Source organism: Brevibacillus sp. M2.1A (assembly GCF_013284355.2).
In the GTDB taxonomy this organism is placed as follows: domain Bacteria; phylum Bacillota; class Bacilli; order Brevibacillales; family Brevibacillaceae; genus Brevibacillus.
Genome location: NZ_JABSUY020000001.1, coordinates 4,287,866 through 4,312,533, shown reverse-complemented (window position 1 = coordinate 4,312,533; position 24,668 = coordinate 4,287,866). Strand labels below are relative to the sequence as shown.

31 protein-coding genes and 1 pseudogene are annotated in these 24,668 nt (G+C 43.7%); 28 read left to right on the top strand and 4 right to left on the bottom strand.

Going from position 1 to position 24,668, the window contains the following annotated elements; genetic code table 11:
* Positions 1-42: 42 nt before the first annotated feature.
* The 15 genes and pseudogenes from rplS to HP567_RS20575 all read left to right on the top strand — a co-directional run bounded on the left by rplS (position 43) and on the right by HP567_RS20575 (position 10,591).
* Positions 43-390: a 50S ribosomal protein L19 gene (gene rplS / locus HP567_RS20645; protein ID WP_015891886.1), complete on the top strand. Its 348-nt coding sequence runs from the start codon at positions 43-45 to the stop codon at positions 388-390.
* Positions 391-525: 135 nt separating this feature from the next.
* The gene (gene lepB, locus HP567_RS20640) at positions 526-1,089 is read left to right on the top strand and encodes a signal peptidase I (protein ID WP_173608048.1); all 564 of its coding nucleotides are present in this window, start codon (positions 526-528) and stop codon (positions 1,087-1,089) included.
* A 28-nt stretch (positions 1,090-1,117) separates the two neighbouring features.
* A complete protein-coding gene (gene ylqF / locus HP567_RS20635; protein WP_007719698.1) occupies positions 1,118-2,011 on the top strand; it encodes a ribosome biogenesis GTPase YlqF in 894 nt (297 codons plus the stop codon).
* 85 nt (positions 2,012-2,096) lie between these two features.
* A complete protein-coding gene (locus HP567_RS20630; RefSeq protein WP_173608047.1) occupies positions 2,097-2,873 on the top strand; it encodes a ribonuclease HII in 777 nt (258 codons plus the stop codon).
* Positions 2,874-2,913: 40 nt separating this feature from the next.
* Entirely contained in the window at positions 2,914-4,812 is a 1,899-nt protein-coding gene (locus tag HP567_RS20625; protein ID WP_173608046.1) for a hypothetical protein, read from the top strand.
* Entirely contained in the window at positions 4,809-5,102 is a 294-nt protein-coding gene (locus tag HP567_RS20620) for an EscU/YscU/HrcU family type III secretion system export apparatus switch protein (protein WP_173608045.1), read from the top strand. Before HP567_RS20625 ends, HP567_RS20620 begins: the two co-directional genes overlap by 4 nt.
* Complete coding sequence (locus HP567_RS20615) at positions 5,099-5,476, top strand: YraN family protein (RefSeq protein ID WP_173608044.1); 378 nt, start codon at positions 5,099-5,101, stop codon at positions 5,474-5,476. Before HP567_RS20620 ends, HP567_RS20615 begins: the two co-directional genes overlap by 4 nt.
* A 336-nt stretch (positions 5,477-5,812) precedes the next feature.
* Positions 5,813-7,663 (top strand): Ig-like domain-containing protein, encoded by a 1,851-nt coding sequence (locus HP567_RS20610; RefSeq protein ID WP_173608043.1) that lies wholly within the window; start codon positions 5,813-5,815, stop codon positions 7,661-7,663.
* A 97-nt stretch (positions 7,664-7,760) separates the two neighbouring features.
* Positions 7,761-8,537: a nucleotidyltransferase domain-containing protein gene (locus HP567_RS20605; RefSeq protein WP_173608042.1), complete on the top strand. Its 777-nt coding sequence runs from the start codon at positions 7,761-7,763 to the stop codon at positions 8,535-8,537.
* 43 nt (positions 8,538-8,580) lie between these two features.
* Complete coding sequence (locus HP567_RS20600; RefSeq protein WP_173608041.1) at positions 8,581-9,135, top strand: NADAR family protein; 555 nt, start codon at positions 8,581-8,583, stop codon at positions 9,133-9,135.
* Positions 9,132-9,269: pseudogene (locus tag HP567_RS20595) on the top strand (protein tyrosine phosphatase); the annotation flags it as partial. The gene HP567_RS20600 and the pseudogene HP567_RS20595, both read left to right, overlap by 4 nt.
* Positions 9,270-9,399: 130 nt before the next feature.
* Complete coding sequence (locus HP567_RS20590) at positions 9,400-9,591, top strand: hypothetical protein (RefSeq protein ID WP_173608040.1); 192 nt, start codon at positions 9,400-9,402, stop codon at positions 9,589-9,591.
* A 16-nt stretch (positions 9,592-9,607) separates the two neighbouring features.
* Positions 9,608-9,763, top strand: coding sequence for a hypothetical protein (locus HP567_RS20585; RefSeq protein WP_173608039.1), 156 nt, complete (start codon positions 9,608-9,610; stop codon positions 9,761-9,763).
* A 35-nt stretch (positions 9,764-9,798) separates the two neighbouring features.
* On the top strand, positions 9,799-10,344 hold the full coding sequence (locus HP567_RS20580; RefSeq protein WP_173608038.1) for an RNA 2'-phosphotransferase: 546 nt from the start codon (positions 9,799-9,801) through the stop codon (positions 10,342-10,344).
* Between the two features lie 94 nt (positions 10,345-10,438).
* On the top strand, positions 10,439-10,591 hold the full coding sequence (locus HP567_RS20575; RefSeq protein WP_173607640.1) for a hypothetical protein: 153 nt from the start codon (positions 10,439-10,441) through the stop codon (positions 10,589-10,591).
* Positions 10,592-10,872: 281 nt separating this feature from the next.
* On the opposite strand, the gene HP567_RS20570 is transcribed toward HP567_RS20575, so the two are convergent.
* Positions 10,873-11,181 carry a hypothetical protein gene (locus HP567_RS20570; RefSeq protein ID WP_173608037.1) on the bottom strand — a complete coding sequence of 103 codons (309 nt, stop codon included), beginning with the start codon at positions 11,179-11,181 and terminating at the stop codon, positions 10,873-10,875.
* 169 nt (positions 11,182-11,350) lie between these two features.
* Between HP567_RS20570 and HP567_RS20565 the strand changes: the two genes are divergently transcribed.
* The 3 genes from HP567_RS20565 to HP567_RS20555 all read left to right on the top strand — a co-directional run bounded on the left by HP567_RS20565 (position 11,351) and on the right by HP567_RS20555 (position 15,040).
* Positions 11,351-11,773, top strand: coding sequence for an HD domain-containing protein (locus tag HP567_RS20565; protein WP_173608036.1), 423 nt, complete (start codon positions 11,351-11,353; stop codon positions 11,771-11,773).
* Between the two features lie 77 nt (positions 11,774-11,850).
* Positions 11,851-13,395, top strand: a complete 1,545-nt coding sequence (locus tag HP567_RS20560) for a YifB family Mg chelatase-like AAA ATPase (RefSeq protein WP_173608035.1) — start codon at positions 11,851-11,853, stop codon at positions 13,393-13,395.
* Between the two features lie 439 nt (positions 13,396-13,834).
* Positions 13,835-15,040 (top strand): hypothetical protein, encoded by a 1,206-nt coding sequence (locus HP567_RS20555; RefSeq protein ID WP_173608034.1) that lies wholly within the window; start codon positions 13,835-13,837, stop codon positions 15,038-15,040.
* Positions 15,041-15,154: 114 nt separating this feature from the next.
* Here HP567_RS20555 and HP567_RS20550 read toward each other — a convergent pair whose 3' ends face one another.
* Both HP567_RS20550 and HP567_RS20545 read right to left on the bottom strand, forming a co-directional pair.
* A complete protein-coding gene (locus HP567_RS20550; RefSeq protein ID WP_173608033.1) occupies positions 15,155-16,369 on the bottom strand; it encodes an IS256 family transposase in 1,215 nt (404 codons plus the stop codon).
* Positions 16,370-16,442: 73 nt separating this feature from the next.
* A complete protein-coding gene (locus HP567_RS20545; protein WP_255675870.1) occupies positions 16,443-16,676 on the bottom strand; it encodes a helix-turn-helix domain-containing protein in 234 nt (77 codons plus the stop codon).
* Between the two features lie 34 nt (positions 16,677-16,710).
* Between HP567_RS20545 and HP567_RS20540 the strand changes: the two genes are divergently transcribed.
* On the top strand, positions 16,711-16,938 hold the full coding sequence (locus HP567_RS20540) for an ATP-binding protein (RefSeq protein WP_229088086.1): 228 nt from the start codon (positions 16,711-16,713) through the stop codon (positions 16,936-16,938).
* A complete protein-coding gene (locus HP567_RS20535; RefSeq protein WP_229088237.1) occupies positions 16,923-17,072 on the top strand; it encodes a hypothetical protein in 150 nt (49 codons plus the stop codon). Before HP567_RS20540 ends, HP567_RS20535 begins: the two co-directional genes overlap by 16 nt.
* A 591-nt stretch (positions 17,073-17,663) precedes the next feature.
* On the opposite strand, the gene HP567_RS20530 is transcribed toward HP567_RS20535, so the two are convergent.
* Positions 17,664-17,972, bottom strand: coding sequence for a protease inhibitor I42 family protein (locus HP567_RS20530; RefSeq protein WP_173608031.1), 309 nt, complete (start codon positions 17,970-17,972; stop codon positions 17,664-17,666).
* A gap of 499 nt (positions 17,973-18,471) precedes the next feature.
* On the opposite strand from HP567_RS20530, the gene HP567_RS20525 reads away from it, so the two are divergent.
* The 8 genes from HP567_RS20525 (at position 18,472) to sucC (ending at position 24,655) form a co-directional block, all read left to right on the top strand.
* Positions 18,472-19,194, top strand: coding sequence for an EAL domain-containing protein (locus HP567_RS20525; RefSeq protein ID WP_173608030.1), 723 nt, complete (start codon positions 18,472-18,474; stop codon positions 19,192-19,194).
* A gap of 29 nt (positions 19,195-19,223) precedes the next feature.
* A complete protein-coding gene (locus HP567_RS20520; RefSeq protein WP_017249346.1) occupies positions 19,224-19,580 on the top strand; it encodes a hypothetical protein in 357 nt (118 codons plus the stop codon).
* Positions 19,577-20,389, top strand: a complete 813-nt coding sequence (locus HP567_RS20515; RefSeq protein ID WP_173608029.1) for a CBS domain-containing protein — start codon at positions 19,577-19,579, stop codon at positions 20,387-20,389. The genes HP567_RS20520 and HP567_RS20515 overlap by 4 nt, the downstream gene beginning before the upstream one ends.
* 123 nt (positions 20,390-20,512) lie before the next feature.
* Positions 20,513-20,827 carry a YbjQ family protein gene (locus tag HP567_RS20510; protein ID WP_173608028.1) on the top strand — a complete coding sequence of 105 codons (315 nt, stop codon included), beginning with the start codon at positions 20,513-20,515 and terminating at the stop codon, positions 20,825-20,827.
* A 72-nt stretch (positions 20,828-20,899) separates the two neighbouring features.
* Entirely contained in the window at positions 20,900-21,238 is a 339-nt protein-coding gene (locus tag HP567_RS20505) for an SCP2 sterol-binding domain-containing protein (RefSeq protein ID WP_173608027.1), read from the top strand.
* 84 nt (positions 21,239-21,322) lie between these two features.
* Complete coding sequence (locus tag HP567_RS20500; RefSeq protein WP_173608026.1) at positions 21,323-22,216, top strand: AlbA family DNA-binding domain-containing protein; 894 nt, start codon at positions 21,323-21,325, stop codon at positions 22,214-22,216.
* 36 nt (positions 22,217-22,252) lie between these two features.
* Complete coding sequence (locus HP567_RS20495) at positions 22,253-23,308, top strand: hypothetical protein (RefSeq protein ID WP_173608025.1); 1,056 nt, start codon at positions 22,253-22,255, stop codon at positions 23,306-23,308.
* A gap of 186 nt (positions 23,309-23,494) precedes the next feature.
* Positions 23,495-24,655: an ADP-forming succinate--CoA ligase subunit beta gene (sucC, locus tag HP567_RS20490; protein WP_016743310.1), complete on the top strand. Its 1,161-nt coding sequence runs from the start codon at positions 23,495-23,497 to the stop codon at positions 24,653-24,655.
* Positions 24,656-24,668 lie beyond the last annotated feature (13 nt).

Sequence of the window (24,668 nt, the reverse complement as noted above, 5' to 3'; positions counted from 1 at the left end):
GGTTAGACGAGTAAGAACGTCTATCGGAAGGAGGAAATTCAAATGAACCAAATTATCCGTGAACTGGAAAAAGCGCAATTGAAACAGGACATTCCTGCGTTCCGACCTGGTGACACTGTTCGTGTACACGTTAAGGTTATCGAGGGTCAGCGTGAGCGTATCCAGCTGTTCGAAGGCGTATGCATTCGCCGTCGCGGTACAGGTATCAGCGAAACATTTACAGCTCGTAAGATTTCTTACGGCGTAGGTGTTGAGCGTACATTCCCAGTACACACGCCTAAGATCGACAAGATCGAAATCGTGCGTCATGGTAAAGTACGTCGTGCGAAACTGTACTATCTGCGCGATCGCGTAGGTAAAGCAGCTCGTATTAAAGAAATTCGTCGATAAGCGTAACGCTTAGAAAGAGGACTGGCCTGCTTGCCAGGCCTCTTTTTTCCATTTAGCGATCTTGAAATAAAATAGTTCATCTTGACATATGTTACAGCTAAGGTTGGACGAGCTTTCATGGGAGGATCGTAAGTCATGAGCGAAGAAATTACCTCCAGTCATAAGAAGAAAAATGAACTATGGGAATGGATAAAGGCACTTGGGATCGCCTTAATCTTGGCGTTTCTCATTCGTACCTTTTTGTTCGCCCCGTTTATTGTAGAAGGCGAATCCATGGAAAGTACATTACATAACAGCGAAAAATTAGTGGTGAACAAGGCGCTTTACTTTTTGCAAGATCCGAAGCCAGGTGAAATCATCGTGTTCCATGCTGAAAAGGAGCGAGATTACATCAAAAGAGTCATTGCTGTTGAGGGTGATACAGTAGAGGTCAAAAACGATCAGCTGCTTGTCAATGGCAAAGTGATAGAGGAACCGTATCTTGCACAATCGAAAGAACAAGCGAAGCAGCAGGGAGAGCCGTTCTTCACCCACGATTTTCCCCCGGTTCAAATACCAGCAGACCATATCTTTGTGATGGGCGACAACAGGTTGAACAGTCATGACAGCAGAGCCATCGGTCCTGTTGCCGTCAGTACGGTTGTTGGCAGAGCTGAATTTACTTTTTGGCCGGTTGCGGGAATTCGCTTGACAAGATAACGCAAAGCTTCAAGGTAGGTGAGACATCATGACGATCCAATGGTTTCCTGGCCATATGGCTAAAGCACGTCGTCAAGTAACGGAAAAGCTGAAATTAATCGATGTAGTCATCGAGCTTCTCGATGCACGTCTGCCGCTTTCCAGCCGAAATCCGATGATTGACGAGATTGTCAGTGATAAACCACGTTTGATATTACTAAACAAAGCAGATTTGGCAGATGAACGGGCAACAGATGAGTGGATTGCTTATTTTCGCAAGCAAGGCATTCGTACGTTGCCGATTGATGCCCTGAGTGGAAAAGGTGTCAGCAAGCTGCCAGAAATGTGTAAGGAGCTAGCAGCTGACATGCTGGCAAAGCGCAGTGAGCGTGGGATGCAAGGTCGTGCCATCCGCATCATGATCTTGGGTATTCCGAATGTCGGCAAGTCTTCCCTCATTAACCGCTTGTCCAAGCGCTCGGTAGCAGCCACTGGTGATCGACCAGCGGTAACCAAGGCGCAACAATGGGTAAAAATGGGCGATACACTGGAGCTTCTCGATACGCCTGGTATTCTTTGGCCGAAATTTGAAGATCAGATGGTAGGCCTGCGATTGGCGGCAAGTGGGGCAATTAAAGATGAGCTCATCGATTTTACGGAGGTAGCATTATTTGTCATCAGCTACATGATGCATTACTATCCGGAACGCCTGATCGAACGCTTCAAGCTAAAAGAATTGCCTGAGGATCGAGTAGAGATGCTCGAAGAAATCGGGAAGAAGCGCGGATGTCTCGTTTCTGGCGGAAATATCGATTACGACAAGGCAGCGGAAATTTTCCTGCGTGAGCTGCGTTCCGGTAAGCTGGGAACGATCTCTGTCGAGCGCCCGATTGACTGGGAAATGGACGAACCGATTGGTAAGCCAGTGTCTTTTCCAGAATAAGCTTCCCAGCCATCAAAAACCTGTCTATCGACATATGCGGTAGGCAGGTTTTTTACTATGAGGATCGATAAGGAGAAATGAGTCAATGAATCTAGCGGATATGTCGATAAAAGAAATACGAGTGACGATGGAAAAGTTGGACGAGGTACCCAAAGATTTTTTACAATTGCTGAAAGAAGACAAAAGAGCGGGTGTACAGGCTCTGGCGAAGCAGGCAGAAGCAGCGCTTGCACGGCAAGAAAAGCTCGCGCAGATGTGGGCTGACATGACCGTCTATGAAAAAGCGATGTTTGATAAAGGCCATCAATACATATTCGGGGTAGATGAGGTCGGACGAGGACCATTGGCTGGACCAGTTGTCGCGTGTGCCGTGTGCCTGCCCAAGGATTTTTACTTGCCAGGCCTGAATGACTCGAAGAAGATACCTGTATCCACTCGCGAGGCTTTTTGCGAAATCATTCAAAGAGATGCACTTGCTGTGGGTATCGGAATTGTCGATGCGGCAAGAATCGATGCGATCAATATATTAGCTGCTACAAAAGAGGCGATGAAGCTGGCAATCCAGCAGGCAGGGAAATCTCCAGATGCATTACTGATTGACGCCGTGCAGCTAACCGGAATGGATTGCGAGCAGGTTCCGATTATCGGTGGAGATGCCAAGAGTGTCTCGATTGCGGCCGCATCGATTGTAGCGAAGGTCACCCGTGATCGATTGATGGCCCAGTATGCCGAACAATATCCAGCCTATGGCTTTGACAAGCACGCAGGCTACGGCACTCCTGAGCATCTGGCAGCAATCGCTCGATTTGGACCTACGCCGATTCATCGCAAGACATTTACTGGTGTAAAAGAACACGCATAAAAAGGGCTAGTAACATACCGCCCACAGGAGGAGGATCTGCATGTTTTCCCCGTCGCAACTTATTCAATCATTCGTGCAAAAAGCACCCATATCCGCTCCGAAGCCGGTTGAGCTTACTCCCGGACAAGTGTTTAAAGGCACGGTAATCAAGCATTACCCGGACAATATGGCGCTCGTACAAGTCGGGGGAATGCAGGTTCAGGCTAAAATGGAAGCAAGTTTGGAACCGGGCCAAAAAGCTTGGCTGCAAGTCCAGCCATCAACAGGTGTCGTCACGCTGAAGGTTTTGGAAAGCGTCGGGGAAGGAGCAGGCAAAGAAGCATCTCTAGAAGGGCTAATGCGCTCACTGGGGATTGCCGATACAAAAGAGAACAAAGCGATCGTGCAAGCGCTGCTTGGTGCCAATCTGCCTGTGAATAAGGAGACAATACAAGCTTTTTCAGCTGTTGCGCAGCGATTAGGTGTAGACAATGCCACTATTGAGGCATTCATGACTGCCATGAAACGAAATTTGCCACTGTCTCCCGATACAATCGCAGGGCTCAAAGCTTTTTTATCGGACAAGCCAATGGGTCAACTCATTCAGAACCTGCTGCAGCAAGCCTCGCTCTTTTTAGAAGGAGAGGGCCAGCCTTCGCAGATGACGGGTCAAGTTCCTCAAAGCCAATCACAGCAAGTCCCCGGACAAGCTAATGCGGCAACGGGAGATGTCAAACAGCTTGTTAGTCAGTTAAAAGATAAGTTGACGGGACTCTCTATACTTATCGCGGGCAACGATGGTGCAGACGAGGGACTGGCGGTCAAACAAATGCCACAAGGAAATCAGCCCAATCAAGGTGCTTCGCAGAATGCGACTGGAGGAAACCAGACACAGCCCCTGCCTGCGCAGAGCGGTCAGCCTTCATCGCAAATGCAGACATCTCCCCAACCATCAACGGTGGTTTCCAGTAACACGCCAACGCCATCACAACCTGTTTCGCCTAATGCTTCTACTGCTACAGGGACAGTACCTGCACCAAACACCGCCGGTAAACAGGTAGACTCGTTGCAAAACGCTATGACCGGAAAGAGTAATCAATTGATGTCTAACCAGACCAGTAGTCCAAGCATCGATTCAAAGATTGCTCGAAACGAGCCATTGCCTACTCCTCAGTCAATACAGATGAATCAGGAGCCGGTCCAAAACAAGCAGATGGCGGAGCAAAGGGCAGTAGTGAACGACGCGGGGCAAAAAGTCATGCCACAAATGGTGTCGCAAGCATCTGGTGCAGTGAATGGCGCCACAGCTGCTAACCCGATTGCTGAATTGTTTCGTCATTTAGGCGTAACCCACGAGAGAGAATTGATGGGACAGGCATTTTCACAAGGGGCAAACGATTCGCATTCATTAAAGCAGATGGATACAGTCAAATCCCTCTTGCTGCAAATCAGTCAAGCGCCAGCTCAGGCAATCCCAACCGCCTTGCGTGAAGCAGCAGATCAACTGCTGCAACAAGTGACCGGACAACAGTTGATGATGGTACAACCCTCTAACCAGGCTTTGTCTCAAATCGTTATGCAAATTCCGATTCGCAAAGATGAGGGGGATGAGACCGCTTTCGTCCAAATTGAATCGAAAAAGAAAGGCTCTGGACAGCTTGATCCGGAGAACTGCCGTCTTTTCTTTCATTTGGAACTCCAAAGTATGGGGACAACCATGATTGATGTAAGTATCGTGAATCGAATCGTTAACTTGCAAATATTTAACGATACGCCATGGGTGGAAGCACTCATTCAAGGGTCCAAGGATCGTTTTGCTGACCAATTACAGGATGTTGGTTACCATCTATCGGCTATGCGTGTGCAGCCAGTCCCGGCCGATCGCGGGAAGTCGACAAGTCCGATCCAAACCAAAGGCCCCATCCTGGCTGACTATAAAGGGGTGGACCTTCGCGTATGAAGCCGCCATCCTCATCAGAGCAAAAACGAAAACAGGCAGTTGCACTAAAATATCAGGCGGGTACCATGGAAGCGCCAAAGGTTGTGGCAAAAGGCAAGGGGTACGTGGCTGATAATATCCTGAAGACAGCGAAGGAGCATGATATACCGGTTCAGGAGGATCCATCACTTGTAGAGGTTTTGGGCAAGCTGGATTTGGATCAACAAATACCCCCGGAGCTGTATCAAGTTGTGGCAGAAATCCTTGCTTTTGTCTATCGCATCGATAAAGGCGGAGGAACCAAATCATGAGCGATCGCCGCCGTCTTCTTGGTCAAAGAGGAGAACAGCTTGCTGAAGGATATTTAGTGAACAAGGGTTTCCTCATTGTTGATCGAAATGTTCGAACAAAACGTGGGGAAATGGATTTGATTGCTCGAGACGGTAATTGCTTGGTTTTCATTGAGGTTCGAACGAGAAGCAGCCAATTTTTTGGAACAGCGGGCGAGTCCATTACGTGGAAGAAGAAACAGAAGCTGCGTGAGCTTGCCATCGAATACTTGCAAAAAGCCTCACAGCCAATCCCGGCCTTTCGTTTTGATGTCATTGCGATTTACACCGGTACATCAAAGCAAGGTGGAGACTTCACGAACCCAGTCATTGAGCATTATGAGAGTGCTTTCTAGGAAAAACGGGCTCTTGACCACGGATATATTGGGGATACGTCTACAGCATCAGTCGCAGAGCCAGCGTACTATGTACTGTACTCGACGCGATGAAACTCCTCCAAGCATCAATATCCGCTTTCCGGCTCAAAAGCTGGGAAGCATTTTTTTTGATGAAACGGATTGATTCGCACGGACAAGCCCATCACTAGTATCACTGTTGCTTTTGAATCCCGGGATACCAACAATTATTTAAAAGAAAAACAAATGTTTTTCAAAAAAATATCCAATTTGGTGTGACATTTTTCCATCTCATTCGTCAATAGAAGTATAGGAAATAATTTGGAGGTAAAAAACATGAAAAAGATTAAGAACAGTTTAATGAAAAACGTCTCCTTAGCGGTAGCAACTATTTGTACTGTTCAGTTTTCAGTTGCAGGCATTGCTTCTGCTCAAGTCACGACACCACAACCTATTGAAGCTTATAGTATGGTAGCAAGCACTACAGGCCTGAAAGCAAACGTAGGCTCAGTGAATGTTACGATTGGGGATACAGAAACCATTCGCCTTACTTATAATGGCAGCCCTATCGATAACGCATTGGTTGATTGGGAAATTGGCAGCTCCAGCATCGCTTCTGTCAGCAATGGGGTTGTTTATGGTAAGAAAGTAGGAACGACTGTTGTTACTGCTAGATACAACGGTTATCGCGCTACCGTTAGAGTGACTGTTGACAGAGCACAGACTCTCGAAGCTACGAAAACAGAGGTTTCTGTTAAAAAAGGTAAAAAAACAAACGTTAGTTTGAAATTTGCGGGCAGCAGTCTCCCTGGATCAAGAGCAACTTGGAAAACCGCAGATAAATATGTCGCAACTGTTGACGATGGTGAAATTAAAGGTGTAGGCGAAGGAAGCACAGTCATTACTGCTAGTTACAAAGACCAAGAGGTAGAAATCCGCGTTGATGTTGAAGGCGGCGGAAATTCAGACGGTAAGCTAGAAGCAGATGTTACCAAACTGAAAATGGAAAAAGGCGATAAAGAAACAATTAAGTTGACGTATGACGACGATAAACTTTCTGGATCAAAAGCAACCTGGAAAACTTCGAAGTCCTCTGTAGCAACTGTAAATGATGATGGTGTCGTTACGGCAAAAGGCAAAGGTACAGCAACGATCACTGCAAAATACAAAGGCTACGAAGTAGAAGTTGATGTTTATGTAGATACTGACAGTTCCGGTAAACTGGAAGCAGATGAAACCAGCATCTCCCTGAAAAAAGGCGACAGAGACACGATTCAGCTAAGATATGATGATGAAAAATTGTCTGGATCAAAAGCAACCTGGAAAACATCCAACTCCAGCGTGGCAACAGTTGACGATGGTGTCGTTACGGCAAAAGGCCAAGGAACAGCTACTATTACAGCATCATATAAAGGCGATAAGGTTGAAATTCGTGTAAAGGTCGATTACAACAACTCTGGTAAACTGGAAGTAAACGACAGCACTATCTCCTTGAAAAAAGGGGAAAGAGAAACATTAACATTGAAATATGATGGTTCCACCATTAGCAACTCGAATGCATCTTGGTCCACATCCCGATCCTCAGTTGCAACAGTAAGCAGCTCTGGTACGATTACAGCAACAGGTAAAGGTACAGCGACCATTACTGCTCAATACAAAGGCGAAAAAGTAGAAATTGAAGTGACTGTTGATGGCTCCTCCTCAGGAAGCCTGGAAGCAGACGATACGAGCATCACCTTGAAAAAAGGCGAGAGAGAAACTGTAAAACTGAGATATGATGGCGACACAATTAGCAATTCAAAAGCATCATGGAAAACCTCTAAATCTTCTGTAGCAACCGTTACCAGCAGTGGTACGATTACAGCAAAAGGTAAAGGTACAGCAACCATTACAGCTACGTATAAAGGCGAAAAAGTAGAAATTGAAGTAAAAGTAGACAGCAAAAGCTCAGGCAAGCTGGAAGCAGATGACACAAGCATTACCATTAAAAAGGGTGACTCCGAAAAAATCAAGCTCACCTATGATGGCGATGACATCAGCAGCTCTAAAGCAAAATGGAAGTCCTCCAAGTCGTCCGTAGCATCAGTATCCAGCAGCGGTTCGGTAAAAGGTAAAAAGAAAGGTAAGGCCACTATTACTGCTGAATACAAAGGCTATGAAGTGGAAATCGAAGTAACGGTAAAATAATAGTTGACAAGAAACTCGCTGAATCGTTATTGGTTCAGCGAGTTTTTTTCCCAGAGAAGGGGTACCTTGTTATTTGTTGTAGGAGGAGGAATGAATCTTGAGAGAGATCATCTTGGAAAAGTTAAAAGAAATCGAGCAAGCGCACGAGTTGAAAATATTGTTCGCTGTTGAATCAGGAAGCCGGGCATGGGGATTTCCGTCCAAAGATAGCGATTATGATGTACGTTTTGTCTATGTGAAGAAGCCGGAATGGTATTTGTCCATTGACGACAAACGGGATGTTGTGGAAGTACCGATCAACGACCTATTAGATATAAACGGCTGGGATATTCGAAAAGCACTCAAGCTATTTCGAAAATCGAATCCGCCCCTACAAGAATGGCTTGTATCAGACATTGTTTATCTCGATACACTTGGCTTTCGGAATGAGCTGCTAAGGTTGCAAGGGGAAGTATTCTCGCCAAAGGCTTCCTTGCATCATTACCTCAGTATGGCCAAAGGGAATTTTCGGGACTATCTGCAAGGTGAGCAAGTCAAAACCAAAAAATACTTTTATGTGTTACGCCCGATCCTCGCATGCATCTGGATCGAAACGTATCATACGAATCCTCCCATTGGATTTGATCAGCTAGTTGGAGAGCTAGTAACAGATTCTATACTAAAAAGTAAAATTTCTGAGCTGCTCCAAAGAAAAATGGCTGGGAATGAGTTGAATTTGGAGCCAAGAATCGAAGAGCTTCACCGTTTTATTGAGGAACAAATAGGGCGTCTGACTGCACTGGCGAGCCAATATACAAATGATTTGGAGGACCCAACTGACAAGCTGGATGAGATATTTCGGAATTATTTACAGAAGGCGTGGATTATCAGTTAGTCATGATGGAAACGTTACGATATATAGGGAGGTACAAATTTTCATGCAGGATCATATCCGAAAACATATACAGCAACCTCTCGAAATTCATTTTGACCAGCCAGACAAACCTTACGGCTGCTTCTCCAACTTCTCCTGTCATCCAATAGAGTTGGAAGGGGAAATATGGACAACCTTGGCACACTATCTGCAAGCCAAAAAAGTTTTAGGGACTGCCCTAGAAAAAGAAATCATGCGCAAGGCATTACAAGCAAAAGTGGAACAGTATCCTGTCATTCGTGAAATTCTGCTCTCTACCGGGGATGCAGCCTTAATCGATCGTTCGAGTAACGATCCAAACTTACTCGGAAAATTGTGGATGGAAGTACGTGAAAGCTTAGATGGGTATCAACCGCATTTCTATTTGCCGCCATGGATTGAGTTTCCAGAAGAGCATCCATATAGTTTGTTTTGGCGGATGGGATTTGGTGAGGACTATGTCATGCATTATTGGCCGTGGCTAGAGGAAATGAGTGTGGATGCTAGGAATGAGTATGACGCTTATTTTCCGGTACCAGAGGAATGGCAGTTTGAAGATTTCGATGAGGAGGAAGAATGAAGCTATTGTTTATTTGTAGCAGAAATAAATGGAGCTTGACGGCAGAAAAGATTTTTCACGGGATCAATGAATATGAAGTTAGATCAGCAGGTACTGAAACTGGGGAGCGAATCAGAGTAACAAGTCGAGTGCTTCCGCATATTTAGAGATTCCGGAATAAGCTGTTATTCGACATGGTCGATGTATGCCGGATTATTTTGTATAATGGGGATGATATGGCTCGATCGCACTATCCATACTTATCGTAAAGCGAGGATTTTCACCATGAAGAAAAAACTTGTACTGGTTCTAGATGTTGAAATAGCAGACAAAGCTGATATGCAGCAACTGGCCGATTCGATGTCCACAGCAATTCAATCCGTGGAAGGGATTGCCTTGCAGGATCTGGTTATGTTTGATAACGATGAAAACAACGCTGACAAGCTAATTGCGAACATAAAAAAAGAAATGGCCTAAAAAGGAGAACAGTCTGGTGTTTCTCGTTTATGTTCTGGCTTACTTGATCGTTGCTCTCCTTTATGGATTTTGGACGATGAAAAGCCAACAGCTCTGGATTCGACTAACAGGAAATTTCATCGTTCACCTATTTATTGCTTCAATCGTGAGTCTTGGTTACTTTTTTGTGTAAAGAAGTGGCTATGACCTGTAATGGGAGATGAGTGTATGGATTATCAAAGATTGAGTAAAGAACTGTCCTATGCGCTTCGTCATGCCCCCCATGAATATGAACTTGAATTAGACGAACAAGGATGGGTACCTATCAAGCAATTGCTTATGGCCCTTCATGAACAGCGCAAGTGGCGAGCGGTTACCGAAGAAGATCTACATACGATGATTGCGTTATCAGAAAAAAAGCGCCATGAGATCAATCAAGGTAAAATTCGCGCACTCTATGGACATTCAGTGCCGCAAAAGGTCCAAAAGGAAGAAAAAGAACCGCCTGCATTTCTTTTTCACGGCACGCCGCAAAGATTCCTTGATTCTATTTTGGCAAGCGGACTTGTTCCCAAAGGAAGACAGTATGTGCATCTGTCTGAAGACGTCCAAACAGCACAGCAGGTTGGGAAAAGACGAGACGATCATCCCGTACTTTTACGAATCGATGCGAGGCAAGCTTGGCAAGATGGTGTGAAGTTTTACCATGGAAATGAGCTCGTTTGGTTAGCAGATCATGTGCAAAAAGAGTATATCTCTGTCTATCAGAAGTAGCTCGACTTGCTCGAGAGGAAGCACACAGCATGGGAAAGACTCGCAGTCGAACGCGGGTCTTTTTTGTACCAATGAGCATAGTAAGGAGGTGAAAGTGGTATGGATTTTGTTGTTTGCTTTTCTACTGTTGACAGGACTTTTTGCAATCTACGACGCGATTCGGAGGCTGAACCAGAACATCGTAACGCAAGTGGATCAAAACCAACGGATCATTGAACTCCTGAATGAATTGAAGAGAAAGCAGTGAGGTAAAGGGTGAATGAGCGTGAGTGCGTAGTTGTCACGATGGAGTATCCATGGTAAGACGGCTAGATATTTTGGAATCAGGACGGAGATAACAAAAACCGTATTGTATTTGTCTTGTTCGTAGTCAATATGTGGTCTTGATCATAAGTTATCGTTTTCCCCATCGTATTCAAAGGGTTTCAGCAATCATACCCGTTCTAAATCGTTGGATAAAGTGATAAGGTCCAGGTCGCTGTAAAAGGAAATGCGTTCAAAAATTTTCAATCCAGTTCACCTTCGATTTTACGCTTTTTCATAAAGATAAAGAATACCGTCGTCGATCGACCAACTACATAATGAATGCCTCCAATCGCTTGCTTGCGAAGGTAAGTATTTTTCGAGGTCATTTACGATTTTTTCCCAATTTTTATCACTATCATTAATCTCGATGAACTCGCCGAATACCAAGTCAAAAACGAGATAACCCATTTCATACTCAATGCAATCGATTTTGTAGTAAGAAACACTGTATACTTCGTCCCAGTCGATCTGAACAGGTTCAGCATGTTCGTAGTGGATGGAAATTTGATGGGGATCAACTGTGAAATTCAAATAGAACCAACTCCTTAGCTGTTTAATTGAAGTATAACTGCTGGAGTGAAAGTTTTCCAGAAAGGTGTGGGGAGCTGGTGGAACTAAGTTATTAAGTGATGAGTGTCTATTGGGCTTTTTAATAAATGTTCAATAAAATCGGTAGTTCATTAGAAAAGGGGAAGTGTTGATGAGTACGTTAGAAAAAGCGATTGTAATTGCAACCAATGCACATACTGGACAACTTGATAAAGGAGGAAATCCTTACATACTTCATCCATTAAGGATAATGATGAAGATGCCAAGCAAGGAATCGATGATCGTTGCCGTCCTCCATGATGTACTGGAAGACACAGAGGTAACGAAAGAAGATTTATTTCAAGCGGGGTTTTCAAATGAGATTGTTGAGGCTGTATTAGCTGTTACCAGAGATGAAGAAGAAACTTATATGGAATTTGTCAAAAGAGCAAAACGCAACCCGATAGCAAGGCGTGTTAAATTGGCAGATCTGGAAGATAATTGTGACTTGAGCCGTATTCCAGATCCAAAACCAAAAGACCATGAGCGGTTGTTGCTTTACAAAGAAGCCATTAAAGAATTGCTCTCGACATAAACGTTTAGGCAAAAGCTCCAATTTACTTGCCCACCCCCTCTATCTTTTCCTACCCTATAACCAGAGGGGGTGAGAACATGTACGCATGCAGTTATTCAGGCACGGTGCTCGGCATAGACGGAATGGTCGTCACTGTAGAAACAGACATAGCAAATGGTTTGCCTCAATTCGATTTGGTCGGACTGGGCGGTTCAGCAGTAAAAGAAGCGAGAGATCGTGTTCGTGCCGCCTTGCGCAACGCAGGCTACGACTACCCAATGCAGCGGATCACCGTCAACCTGGCACCAGCAGACCAGCGCAAGGAAGGTTCAGGCTTTGACCTTGCTATTGCCTTTGGAATTTTACTAGCCTCGAAGCAAATGCTCCCTAGACCAGAGAGAATCCTTGTTCTAGGAGAGTTGGCATTAGATGGTTCTCTTCGCCCTGTAACGGGTGTACTCCCCATCCTGCTAGAAGCTAAAAATGCAGGATTTACTCACGTGATTCTCCCCAAACAAAATGCAGCTGAAGCACGGCTCGTCGACATTACCGTATTGGCTGCGAGTAATCTGGAAGAGGCCGTGAACTATTGGAAAAAAGGACTTCATAGTAAAAACTCAAACTTGATTTTTCTCGAATCAGAGATAGGCAAGACAACGGCAAACCAGCTGCCTCCGGACTTTGCCAATGTTTACGGACAGCAATTTGTAAAACGTGGCTTGGAGATTGCAGCAGCTGGGTTTCATAATGTGATATTGGTGGGGCCCCCAGGTTCAGGGAAAACTCTTTTAGCCACTTGCCTACCTGGTATCATGCCGAACATGACTATTCATGAATCATACGAAGTGACGAAAATATACAGTATTGCTGGTCAATTAAAGCGGGAGAGTGGGCTTGTCGAGGAGAGACCTTTTCGTTCCCCGCACCATACGATTACAGCTACTGCCCTAATTGGCGGCGGTGCGCAAATCCCGCGTCCCGGAGAGTGTAGCTTGTCTCACGGTGGGATTCTCTTTCTGGATGAGATGCCAGAGTTTTCTCGGCATGTATTAGAGGTACTGCGTCAGCCGCTTGAATCAGGGGTTGTCACGATTGGACGATCTAAGCAGGTTTTTACCTTTCCTGCTCGGTTTCTGTTAATCGGTTCGTGCAATCCTTGTCCTTGTGGATTCTTCGGTACTCGAGAGAAGCAAACCTGCTCATGCTCCCCCCAGCAAATCTACAAATACCGCTCAAAGCTCTCAGGTCCCTTGCTAGACCGCATCGATCTGCACATCGAGGTGCCGAGAGTACCCGTTCAACTTCTTCACAACAGAACAGCAGAGGAGTCCTCAAAAGACATTCAGCAGCGAGTAGAACAAGCGAGGGCTGTCCAATGTGAAAGATACCACTATCGTCCGGGATGTCCTTTTAATAGTGTGATGAATGGTGAAGAGCTCCGTCAATTTGCCCACTTAGATAAGGAAGGACAGGAGATGCTGCAGTTAGCTTTCGAGACTCTCGGTTTAAGTGCCCGAGCTTACGACAGGATAGTCAAAGTAGCAAGAACTATCGCTGATTTAGATGGAGCTTCCAACGTAGAGGTAGCACATGTAGCTGAAGCGATTCGTTACCGAGCATTGGATCGTGGATTACTTTTTTGATGCTAAATAAATTATGAATGTTGAACACAATGTTCATCTAGTCGTGGACGCTACAGTAAGAGACTCTCTAATTGACAAAATAGTTAAAGAAAATCCCTTTATATTTTCTAGCCTTAGAATTTAACTAACCCGTCTCTTTTAAGGAGACGGGTATTCAACTATTATCTGCTTGAGTAACGATAGCATATCTGGTCTCTTTACTAAAAAACAAGATGAAAAATTCACGAAAATAGTATATCTGTCACATAGTTTTCGTAATTTGAAATACCATTTTACATGTTTTGTCAAATCGTGCGAGTGAGTAAATGTCAAATAAATAGTAATACTAGGAAACGTATTGTCAAAAAAGCGGAAAAGTGTCGAAACATTAAACTTTATCAAGATATAAGGTTGATAGTAATATATTGAAGCTAAATTGTAAGTGTTTGGAGGAGTATTTATGGGGTTATCTCGAAGCGAACGTAATGAGGACAGAAGAGATGCAAGATTAAAACGCCGTCAAGCTTTAGAGGCAAAAGCCCAAGCAGAAGCAAAAAAATCGACTTCTAGTCGCGCTCAACAAAGCAATACAAACTTATCGAAATCATCCGTGCAAAAAGCTAGTGTAGATAGAGTTGACATTAGCGAAGCGGCAAGAAATTTAGCAGCTACGGTGCCTAAACAAGCTCAAACATCAAATAACACAGGAGTAAAGCACGGTCCACCAATTCCTGCTAAAACGGAAATGACATGGGGTGAGGCAAGTAGTGAAGCCTCAGTTAGTGCTTCGCTTTCAACACTTACAAATAATGCAGCTGAAAAAATGTTAAGCAGCATTATTAGTGATTCAACTCTTCCAGGAACAGCGGGGAAAATCGTTGCAGTAGGTACGTCAACTGCAGATGTTTATTACGATGCCGCAGCTAATCTCTCTAAAGGTGATACCAAGTTTGGGAGTAATAAATCGATTTCGCAATCTTTTACAGAGGCTGTTACAGGCGCTATAATCTCTAAACTAGGTTCATCGGCATTGGTGAATGCAATCGCAGTATCACCAGCTTATATGAAACTAACACCACAGAAAGATAAAACTATTGCATTAATGGCTTCATTAGGTACCGGGTATGTACTTTCGCTTGCAGATTCAAAGATTGGAGTATCACCAGGAGTAGCCGAGTTTGTTGAGAGAGAGAAAGGCCGAGTTAAAGAGTCAGGTAAAAAAATTAATGAATATATAACTCAAAGTAATAAAAAAACTTATCGTGACTTTACATATAAGGAAAAACAAGCGATTGATAAGTATATGAATAATGTAACGTATCAAAATGATCGTATACTAAAAGCAAAGGTAGATTGGGAAGCCGCTAACCGAATAGGTGATAAAGATGGAAAGGAAAAAGCAAAAGCAGTTGCTAAAGATGCACGAGAAAAAGGCGGTATGTTAAGTAGAGAGACAAGTATAGATCGTATTAAAGAATTGAATGAAAAAATACAAAAAGAAAAAGAAAAATATAGAGAGGCAGAAAAAATCAAAGACAAAGCAAAACGAGAAAAGGCTCAAGACGAAGCGCATGAACGAGCTAACGCATATAGAACCCAAGGGGGTCTGTCAAGATTTTTGTGTAAACTCAATCAACCGATATATGAAAAGGTTTCATCCCCCTAATTAGGACATCTTTTTCGAAGCCAACAGGGTCAAGGGCGTAAGGCAAAGCGAACCCTTGACACGTGGGTGTAGAAAAAGACAATCCCTTCGGGGATGAAGCCTTTCTTTTACTTGTTAACGGATGTGTGGCCGTACGCGATCCTCAAAGAAAACAGATAGCTGCATGAGAATCTGTCCCCAATTGTGGACCCTTCCCGTCCATTTTCGTAAGACATCCATGGTTACGAGATATAACATCTTTAGAAGGGCATCGTCTGTCGGAAATATAGCTCTTCCCTTCGTTACTTTTCGAAGTTGACGATGGTAACTTTCAATAACATTAGTTGTATAGATCAGCTTTCGAATCTCTGGAGGATATTTAAAGAAGGTCGCAATCTCCTCCCAGTTGGAACGCCAGGAGCGTACCATTAAGGGATATTTACTCCCCCAAGTTTGCTCAAACTGATCGAATTCTTCCAGTGCAGCTTGCTCCGTTGGAGCCTTGTAAATAGGCTTTAATTCAGCTGTCACTCTCTTTAAATCCTTATAGGAAACATATTTAATAGAGTTACGTATTTGATGGATGACACACTTCTGAATCTCTGTCTTTGGATAACATGCTGAAATAGCCTCCGTAAAGCCTCGGAGGTTATCGACGCTAGTAATGAGAATATCCTGGACTCCACGGTTTTTCAGTTCATTGAGTACATGTAGCCAGAATTTAGCCGACTCATTCTCGCCAACCCAGATACCAAGGACATCTTTATGACCGTCAAGGTCAATGCCAATGACCATATAGGCAGCCTTGTTGACGATAGCCCCGTCCTGTTTTACTTTAAAGTGAATAGCGTCTAAGAAAACAACGGCATATACCGATTGCAAGGGGCGATTTTGCCACTCTTTAATCAGTGGAACGATTTTGTTCGTGACATTAGAAATGAGTGTTGGTGAGACTTCGATGCCATAGAGCTGCTGTAGATGATCTTGAATATCACGTGTGGATACGCCTTTTGCATACAGCGCGAGGATTTGATCTTCGATCCCTGTTACATTGGACTGGTGCTTCCTTACGATGGCAGGCTCAAATTCTCCCTCACGATCACGAGGAATTTGAATATCGACTTCGCCATACTCGGAGCGAACCGTTTTTTTGCTATAACCGTTGCGGCTATTGGTTGTTCGCTTGTTTTTCATGTCATGCTTGGCATATCCAAGTGAGGACTCCATCTCAGCTTCGAGCATTTCTTGGATCGTTTCAGCAAACAAATCCTTCAAGGCTGACTGAACATCGTCCACAGACTTCATGTTTTTCTCCTTGATCCACTGCTTGATCTGCTCTTTTGACATCATAAAAATCTCCCAACCTTTCTAAGACTAATTGTAGTTTAGAGGTTGAGAGTTTACACAGAATATTTTACAGACTCTATCTCTCGATAATGACTCTTTGTTCTTCGGGTGGGATCCTGCGCCCATGTTCCCATTCGTATAGAGTGCGCTCACTTATTCCTAAAAGCGCAGCAAATTCTCTCTTTGTGTACCCATTGTACAAGCGCGCTTTAATAATACGTTCCCTTAAAGTTGATTCAAGATCGACCAAGTACATCTGTTTTGCTGTACGTGCTGCTCTAAGACGGCCACCAGGACTATCATCTTTCATGTCCATAAAAGGGGAGAATAGTTTTCCTTTTTGAGTGATATTTCAAGGGTGTTATCTTCAACCTTGTCCTTCTGGATTCTTCGGTACTCGAGAGAAGCAAACCTGCCCATGCTTTCCTCAACAAATCTACAAATACCGCTCAAAACTCTCAGGTCCTTTGCTAGACCGCATCGATCTGCACATCGAGGTGCCGAAAGTACCCGTTCAACTTCTTCACAAAGAAAAGCAGAGGAGTCCTCAAAAGACATTCAGCAGCGAGTAGGACAAGCGAGGGCTGTCCAATGCGAAAGATACCACTATCCTCCGGGATGTCCTTTTATAAGTGTGATGAATGGTGAAGAGCTCCGTCAATTTGCCCTACTAGATAAGGAAGGACAAGAGATGCTGCACATGTAGCAGAAGCAATTGGCTACAGAGCCTTGGATCGAGGGCTACTTTTTTAAACGTGAGGGATTTTAAAATGCTAGATAGAATGGAAAATCCAATTCCTTTAGCAGTAACTACCTTGCGATAGCGAGCAATCCATAAGAAAAAAAGATCCATACGATCAGCAATGATCCAATAACGGCATTTCGCCTATAATCCTTGTTATTGACAATTTTCTTCATAATAAATGTAAAGTTAACAAAGAACAAAATAGCCAGAATAGGGTTAAGGTACAAAGCAGTTAAAACAATGAATCCCATATTATTCACCTCATCCAAATTATACCATATCCCGCTGGATGATTATCAATATATGCAGTTTAAATCAGTATCCAGATCATGCTCCTTCTTTGTTCCTCGACTATTTTGCCTTTGATGCACACAGTTTGCTTTGCTGCATGGTCACGTCTGCAAAGATGTCAACGCCTGTCCAAATGTAAATAGTCAAGTTTTAGAACAGAATCGTTTAGTCTGTATGTGCCTCATAAATGAAAACCTAACACATACAGACTAACCGCTTCACTTTCAATTCAGTAACAGTAAGTAATTTTGAAACATAACCCTACACAATCGTAACTACATAAAACGCAAACTCCCCGCATTCACCACTATCCCAAGGCCGACAATACTTCACTGATATCGACGTCATTCCACGCCGCAAAGCTTGAAAAGATATCACCTGATGCCCCTCTTGCCCAATACGAGCAGGCGAAGATGGGGGAACAAAATGATTCGCATGCAACGATAAAAAGCGAGCATCCACTGGATTAGACAAGTCCCACTGGTAACCGGTTGAGGGATTTGCCGCTAGCGTAATCGTGAACAAGTGGCCTTCCTGCACTTGCAGTGTAAACGTTGAAATCTTGACCACTGCCTACCTTCCTCCCTTTGGATGAGGACGATACCCATTTTTCATACGATATGAAAAAAGCTCTATAGCTGCTAACGACGGAACAAGCAGTAAAATTTTAATTTTTTATTTATATAACGCGTAACGCGATTCAGAACAGTTTACAAGTTGTGGAATTACTTGATACATCTATCATTTTACGGAAATATAACGATAGAAAATAGGCATTGTACATACAATGTTCCTAATTAATTTGAAACAATTAGTATGATCTGGAAAGGAATATGCAAGATGCTGGCGAATAAGTAGGGACAAAGACATAAATTGTCGAAATGTCTGCTGATATTTGTAATCTTTATTACCTAGTTATTGTTATGACTAGAAATATCCACAGAGAGTAGAATTTCTTTTGCTCGTGCATGTAGGTACATTTCCCGGCACTTCCATGGTTCAGAATATCTCGCATGGAAGAAGCTTTTTCTTTGTGTTCATACTTGCTAGGAAAGGGAAAGGAAAATTGATGGAGAGCATTGCAGAATTATTTAAGAAAAAAGAATACTACCACGCATTTCAGCCAATATGTCAACTTCCTGAGAAAAGTAGGATAGGGTATGAAGTATTACTTCGCAGTAAAGCGGGGATCCATCCAGAGGCATTGTTTTCTTTGGCGAAGGAAAACAAAATGCTGCCAGAACTCGACTCCCATTCCCTGCATTATGCGCTCTTGACTTTTTTTCATTCGTCGACTGAACACAAAAACGAGCTTTTATTTGTGAATATTTTTCCTTCTACCATAATAGAAGACACATTTCCTGGGTTCATTCAAAAGATCGCTCGTACCTTCCGTCCCTATTTAACCCAAATCGTATTGGAGATCAACGAATCGATTATGGAAGGGGAATGCTGGAGCGAACCCATTTTTACGCGACGCATAGCTGAATTGAAAAAGCTGGGTTTCTTAATTGCGTTGGATGATGTCGGAGATGGCGCAAACATATTCAGTAAAATTGAAGATATCTCGCCAGATTACATCAAGATTGATCGTTTTTTTTCGCAAAAGCTCTCGAGTTCAATAGAAAAGCAAAAGACTGTAAAACTGTTTGTCGATTTTTGCAAAGATGCACCTCAACTCATTCTCGAAGGAGTTGAAGAAGAAGAGGATTTTGCTTGTGCTTCTTTATTGGGCGTTGCAATCGGCCAGGGATACTTGTTTGGTAAACCAGGCAGTTTGCCGGACGAATAAGAAGGCAATGCAGAATTGGAGGAATTTTTATGGCTAGTGATAACAACGTATATTCTCGGAAAGCAACGCTTTCCTTAAAAATATCCGAGTTTGAAGTCCCTCCGATGCAGGATTTGTTGATCATCGGACGGAAAGCACCAATTGGTCCTGAGGCTGTAAGGAGAATGGCGGATGCACTTTCTCCAGAGCAATTTACATTACTAAAGATGAATCATCCGAAGATTGAGGCAGTCTTGTTAAGAAATACTCTTTTGCAAATGATTGATGAAAAATTATTGATGAAAATTATTCTGGAAGAGGCAGAGCGTATGATTAGCGACTCTATGGTTCTGCGATCTGAATTGAAAATAGCACTGTCTGTCCAACGAGAGGTGGATCTATTATGAACATCTCCGACATCATGACGACGACGATTTGTACCATCACCTCTGACAAAAGTGTCTCTTATGCGGCGGAGCGAATGAACGAATCTCATGTTGATTCGTTAGTTGTCATGGATCACGGAGAGGTGCTGGGAATGGTTACGACGAGAGACGTGCTGTCCGCTCATCCAAACCGAATCGTTGCCGATGCCATGAGCAGTCACCCGTTCTACCTATCTGCCAACCACAATGTTTGGGAGGCTTATCACGCGCTTCATCAAGAACAAAGTGGTCTGGCTTTGATCAAGGAAGAGGATCAACTAATCGGATTCATCACAAAAGAAATCGTAGAGATGAAAATAGCAGAATATCGAGACCCATTATCGGGTTTGTATCGCGCTCCCTACATTCAGTTTATTGGGGAAAATTTTTTAAAGGAGCGTAAACCTTTCCATTTGCTTTTTATCGATTTGAACGACTTTGGCCGAATTAATAAGCTGCATGGCCATCCATTCGGGGATGATGTCATCCGCACCTATTCATCGGTTCTTTCTTCTCTGGCTGAAGAACAGGGGGATTACTTATGTCGTTATGCAGGGGACGAGTTTGTTTTGATCTCTACGATTTCCGATGAACAGATTCAGGAATACATTTCGCTTATTACACGTCCAACAAATGTTCTGGATATCTTTGTATCTGCAGCTGTTGGCCATGTAAACGGGTTTCAAACCCCAGACTTTTTCGATAAATCTTGGCGGGAATTAATCGCTGAAGCAAGTTTAGGCTCCTCAGCTGCCAAATTATCCAAAACAATTACTTCCACAGTAGGATAGGAAAAGTATAGTTTGTTAGCAATGCGCATACACTTTTGGACAGGTTTAGATCCTTCTTTGCAACCGATTATTTTATGGTACGTAATATATATTGTGAAAAGATCGATATGAGGAGGAAATGACATGATCGTAACTACTACCAGCATGATCCAAGGAAAAGAAGTGGTGGAGTATTTGGATATCGTCAGCGGAGAGGTAATCATGGGCGCAAACGTAGTCCGTGACTTTCTTGCAGGAATTACGGACATCATCGGAGGCAGAAGTGGCTCGTATGAGAGCAAGCTCTCAGAAGGGCGTGAACTGGCCTTGCGTGAAATGAAAGAAAAAGCACGGGCATTGGGTGCAAACGCAGTGATTGGGGTTGATCTCGACTTCGAAACATTGCGGGAAGGTATGATGATGGTTATTGCCACAGGCACAGCTGTCCGTGTAAAGTAAGCCGGTAAACACCCGGCTTTCTTTTTTTACAGAAAAGCGGTCCACATACATAGCAAGCAAGGAGCAGTGAGCATGCAGGTACAAAAAACTCTTCAGGATTTATCGAATAGAATAAACGCCCAACCACAAGGGATCATTGGATTACATGCTGTGTACCATTTTGTCCTAAGTGGAGAAGAGGGTGGCACCTACGAGGTGGTTTTATCCGATAATCAAGCGGACTATTCAATGGGTGTGACAAGGGAAGCGGGCTGCAAACTGGAGTTGTCTGACCAAGATTTTGTTAAGCTCGTAGAGGGACGCTTGAATCCCACCGTTGCTTTTGTAACGGGTAAGCTAAAAATTAGCGGAGAAATGGGACTTTCGTTTAAATTGCAAACAATCTTGCATCACTATCAATCACGAAAATAACGAAAAAACTAGTCAATTCTTAAAAGGTTGCGTTAAAATATGACCAAACAATGACACCTACTCTAACACAAAACGAGGGGAAACATGCGCCATATTTGTTCATTGATTGCGATGGTAAGCCAACTGGAAGAACAATCTGTGCGTTTTGATTTTTATCAAGAAATCAGACGACCCAAGCCAGAACGTCAGTTATTAAAGCATCATGTACAATTACCGCGTCATTATTTCGATTATTTAATTCATTCAGGAGTATTGGAAGTGGAAACAGATGCCCCATATCAGCCGGGGAAGACTATGCCTGCTTCCATTGGTATGAACATACGCTCGCTCGGTGGAAACGTATTGTTTGACATGTGCTTTGCTCCGCAAACATATAAATTGTGGCAAAACACAGATGCAAGCATAGAAGACCTTTCCCTACCTGCTGATATATTTGAAGAATATGTCTATCGCTTAGGCGCCATCAGTCGTTTTCGCTATTTAGGCCGAATTGACGATCCTGTAACAGCAACAAAACTTGGTGAGAACGACATGATTGAATTCAAACGCGACTTTCTTTATTCAAAGACGGGGATTATTAAGTCTATTGTGGCGTTTGCGAATTCAAACAACGGAAATTTATTTTTAGGCATTACAGATGAGGGGACAGTGTGCGGGATTGATCATGAGATCGAGCAGTACGGAGACCCGGACAAATACATCCTGGCCATTACGCAATACATCCAAGATAAGACGTCACCGTTTGTGACCCCATTTCCAAAAATTTCGTTAAAAAAAATAGATGGGAAAACAGTGGTAGCTATCTTTGTCGAAGCCTCGTCTGATTTGATCTGTGGTTTGGACAAAAACAATGAAAAGTATGTGGTGATTCGTACGAACAATCGCTCCGTTATCGTGAAAGATCCGCACCAAATTGGTGAAATTTACGTGAAACGAAAGCTAGGCAGTGAGATCAGCCGTCGATTGGGACTTCTGTAGCGTTATCTTACAGGAATACACGAGGAGGGTTACTGCGTGATAGCGTCTTTACGTACGTGTCTACTGGTTATGATGGTGAGTAGTTTGTTCGTCACTGGCTGTGCACAGTCAGGCAAGGTTTCTGACGACATGAAAGATCATATCGAGAAAGAGCTTGGTGCGGTTGAAAAAGTAACGGTGATGTCAACGGATGGACAGGAAGTATTATTGGACTTGGGCTTGTTTTTGCAAGAACTGTCCGGACAAGGACAAGATTTACAAGTATCATCGGAGGCTTTAAAGCAAGAAGATGTACGTTTCACGCTCGTCCTTTATCGAACACAGCAGGCGCCACTCGTCGTGACAGTGGGTGAGTCGGCAAGTGAGTTTGGGGGACACACGTATCGTGGAGCGGGGGCCAGCTATTTTTATCAGTGGGTAAACAAGTTAACTGGAAAAGGAGTGCTCTCACAAAAAATTCAGAGCGTGCGTTTATCGGCAGAGGACCTTGGGCAGGCGCGCGTGTTGAACGAATCAGAAGCAGAATACATCAGGAAAGTAATGGGATCGGCAGTCCCGGAGGTGGACACGCGCAGCAAGCAGTATCCACTCTACCCGAACTATCAGATGAGAATGAATTCTGCTGACAGGCCAGTTGAAGTGGCCATTTTAACGCCGACGCTGATTGCGGTTCCTTTTGGGAGAGAAACGTTTTTCTTTCACGTGGAAGGTAGTCTCTTTTCGCGGTTAACGGAATGGATGCCGCCAAGCAATCGTAAGGACGACAAGATTGACCCGTTATTTAAATCTACACGGATTCGCGTCACAGCAAATGGCGAAATGAATGTCCAAGACACAAAGTTGGATGTCACCCAAACGACAATCGAGCAAGGAATTGCCCATCAATCTGTCCGATTGCTAAAAAATGCCGATCCACTAAATGTTCCACCCAAAAATCCGGGACAAAAACAATACGAACTTCATTTTTTGGTGAATGATATCGATCAGAGAATGGAAGTATATCCACGTTACTTTAAGTATGACCAAACTTGGTATATTCAGGATGAACTCGCTGAAAACGTGTGGAAATTGTTTCAATCTCTACGAAAATGAGGGATTTCCTCATGAAGTTTCGCATTTCTGGTCACGATAAAAAGAACATATTACTACCACTTTTGCAGTTTTTGTCGTAGAATAGTTACGTTGCACTGATAGTGGAGGTTATGACCGGAAAAAGACAGACGTCTTTGAACCGGTCTAAAAGCCTGCCGATCTTTATCTGCCATAGGAGGATGGAGAATGAACATTCATGAGTATCAAGGTAAAGAGATACTTAAGCAGTACGGTGTAAAAGTTCCTGAAGGACGCGTAGCTTTCACAGTGGAAGAAGCTGTAGAAGCAGCAAAAGAACTGGGCACCCAAGTAAACGTAGTAAAAGCGCAAATTCACGCTGGTGGCCGTGGTAAGGCTGGCGGTGTAAAGGTTGCAAAAAATCTTGATGAAGTTCGTACATATGCCAGCGAAATTCTTGGCAAAGTACTGGTTACTCATCAAACAGGTCCAGAAGGTAAAGAAGTTAAGCGCCTTCTGATCGAGCAAGGCTGCGACATCAAGAAAGAATACTACGTTGGTGTAGTTGTTGACCGTGCTACTGGAAGTGTTGTAATGATGGCTTCCGAAGAGGGCGGTATGGACATCGAGGAAGTAGCAGCAAACACTCCAGAAAAAATCTTCAAAGAAGTAGTTGATCCAGTAACAGGTCTGAATGGCTTCCAAGCTCGTCGCCTGGCTTACGCAATCAACATTCCAAAAGAATTGATTAACAAAGCTGCCAAGTTCATGATGAGCTTGTACCAAGCTTTTGTTGATAAAGATGCTTCTATCGCTGAAATCAACCCACTGGTTGTTACTGGCGACGGTGAAGTAATGGCACTGGATGCGAAACTGAACTTCGACAGCAACGCTCTCTATCGTCACCCTGACATCGTAGCTCTGCGCGATCTGGATGAAGAAGATGAGAAAGAAATCGAAGCTTCCAAGTTCGATCTGTCCTACATCGCACTTGATGGTAACATCGGTTGCATGGTAAACGGTGCAGGTCTGGCGATGGCAACAATGGACATCGTGAAATTCTACGGTGGAGACCCAGCTAACTTCCTTGACGTTGGTGGCGGAGCTACTGAAGAGAAAGTAACGGAAGCGTTTAAAATTATTCTCCGTGACGAAAAAGTAAAAGGTATTTTCGTCAACATTTTCGGCGGCATTATGAAATGCGACGTTATCGCAAACGGCGTAGTGAATGCAGCAAAACAAATCAAATTGGACAAACCTCTCGTTGTACGTCTCGAAGGTACAAACGTAGATTTGGGTAAGAAAATCCTCAATGAGTCCGGTTTGAACATCGTAGCTGCAGAATCTATGGCGGATGGCGCTGAAAAAATCGTATCCTTGGTGAAGTAAGATATTTCGAGTA

Bases quoted from the DNA above. Each gene is read 5' to 3' on its own strand.
- rplS (WP_015891886.1), top strand. From the start codon at position 43: ATGAACCAAATTATCCGTGAACTGGAAAAAGCGCAATTGAAACAGGAC.
- lepB (WP_173608048.1), top strand. From the start codon at position 526: ATGAGCGAAGAAATTACCTCCAGTCATAAGAAGAAAAATGAACTATGG.
- ylqF (WP_007719698.1), top strand. From the start codon at position 1,118: ATGACGATCCAATGGTTTCCTGGCCATATGGCTAAAGCACGTCGTCAA.
- HP567_RS20630 (WP_173608047.1), top strand. From the start codon at position 2,097: ATGAATCTAGCGGATATGTCGATAAAAGAAATACGAGTGACGATGGAA.
- HP567_RS20625 (WP_173608046.1), top strand. From the start codon at position 2,914: ATGTTTTCCCCGTCGCAACTTATTCAATCATTCGTGCAAAAAGCACCC.
- HP567_RS20620 (WP_173608045.1), top strand. From the start codon at position 4,809: ATGAAGCCGCCATCCTCATCAGAGCAAAAACGAAAACAGGCAGTTGCA.
- HP567_RS20615 (WP_173608044.1), top strand. From the start codon at position 5,099: ATGAGCGATCGCCGCCGTCTTCTTGGTCAAAGAGGAGAACAGCTTGCT.
- HP567_RS20610 (WP_173608043.1), top strand. From the start codon at position 5,813: ATGAAAAAGATTAAGAACAGTTTAATGAAAAACGTCTCCTTAGCGGTA.
- HP567_RS20600 (WP_173608041.1), top strand. From the start codon at position 8,581: ATGCAGGATCATATCCGAAAACATATACAGCAACCTCTCGAAATTCAT.
- HP567_RS20590 (WP_173608040.1), top strand. From the start codon at position 9,400: ATGAAGAAAAAACTTGTACTGGTTCTAGATGTTGAAATAGCAGACAAA.
- HP567_RS20580 (WP_173608038.1), top strand. From the start codon at position 9,799: ATGGATTATCAAAGATTGAGTAAAGAACTGTCCTATGCGCTTCGTCAT.
- HP567_RS20565 (WP_173608036.1), top strand. From the start codon at position 11,351: ATGAGTACGTTAGAAAAAGCGATTGTAATTGCAACCAATGCACATACT.
- HP567_RS20560 (WP_173608035.1), top strand. From the start codon at position 11,851: ATGTACGCATGCAGTTATTCAGGCACGGTGCTCGGCATAGACGGAATG.
- HP567_RS20555 (WP_173608034.1), top strand. From the start codon at position 13,835: ATGGGGTTATCTCGAAGCGAACGTAATGAGGACAGAAGAGATGCAAGA.
- HP567_RS20550 (WP_173608033.1), bottom strand. From the start codon at position 16,369: ATGATGTCAAAAGAGCAGATCAAGCAGTGGATCAAGGAGAAAAACATG.
- HP567_RS20545 (WP_255675870.1), bottom strand. From the start codon at position 16,676: ATGAAAGATGATAGTCCTGGTGGCCGTCTTAGAGCAGCACGTACAGCA.
- HP567_RS20525 (WP_173608030.1), top strand. From the start codon at position 18,472: ATGGAGAGCATTGCAGAATTATTTAAGAAAAAAGAATACTACCACGCA.
- HP567_RS20520 (WP_017249346.1), top strand. From the start codon at position 19,224: ATGGCTAGTGATAACAACGTATATTCTCGGAAAGCAACGCTTTCCTTA.
- HP567_RS20515 (WP_173608029.1), top strand. From the start codon at position 19,577: ATGAACATCTCCGACATCATGACGACGACGATTTGTACCATCACCTCT.
- HP567_RS20510 (WP_173608028.1), top strand. From the start codon at position 20,513: ATGATCGTAACTACTACCAGCATGATCCAAGGAAAAGAAGTGGTGGAG.
- HP567_RS20505 (WP_173608027.1), top strand. From the start codon at position 20,900: ATGCAGGTACAAAAAACTCTTCAGGATTTATCGAATAGAATAAACGCC.
- HP567_RS20500 (WP_173608026.1), top strand. From the start codon at position 21,323: ATGCGCCATATTTGTTCATTGATTGCGATGGTAAGCCAACTGGAAGAA.
- sucC (WP_016743310.1), top strand. From the start codon at position 23,495: ATGAACATTCATGAGTATCAAGGTAAAGAGATACTTAAGCAGTACGGT.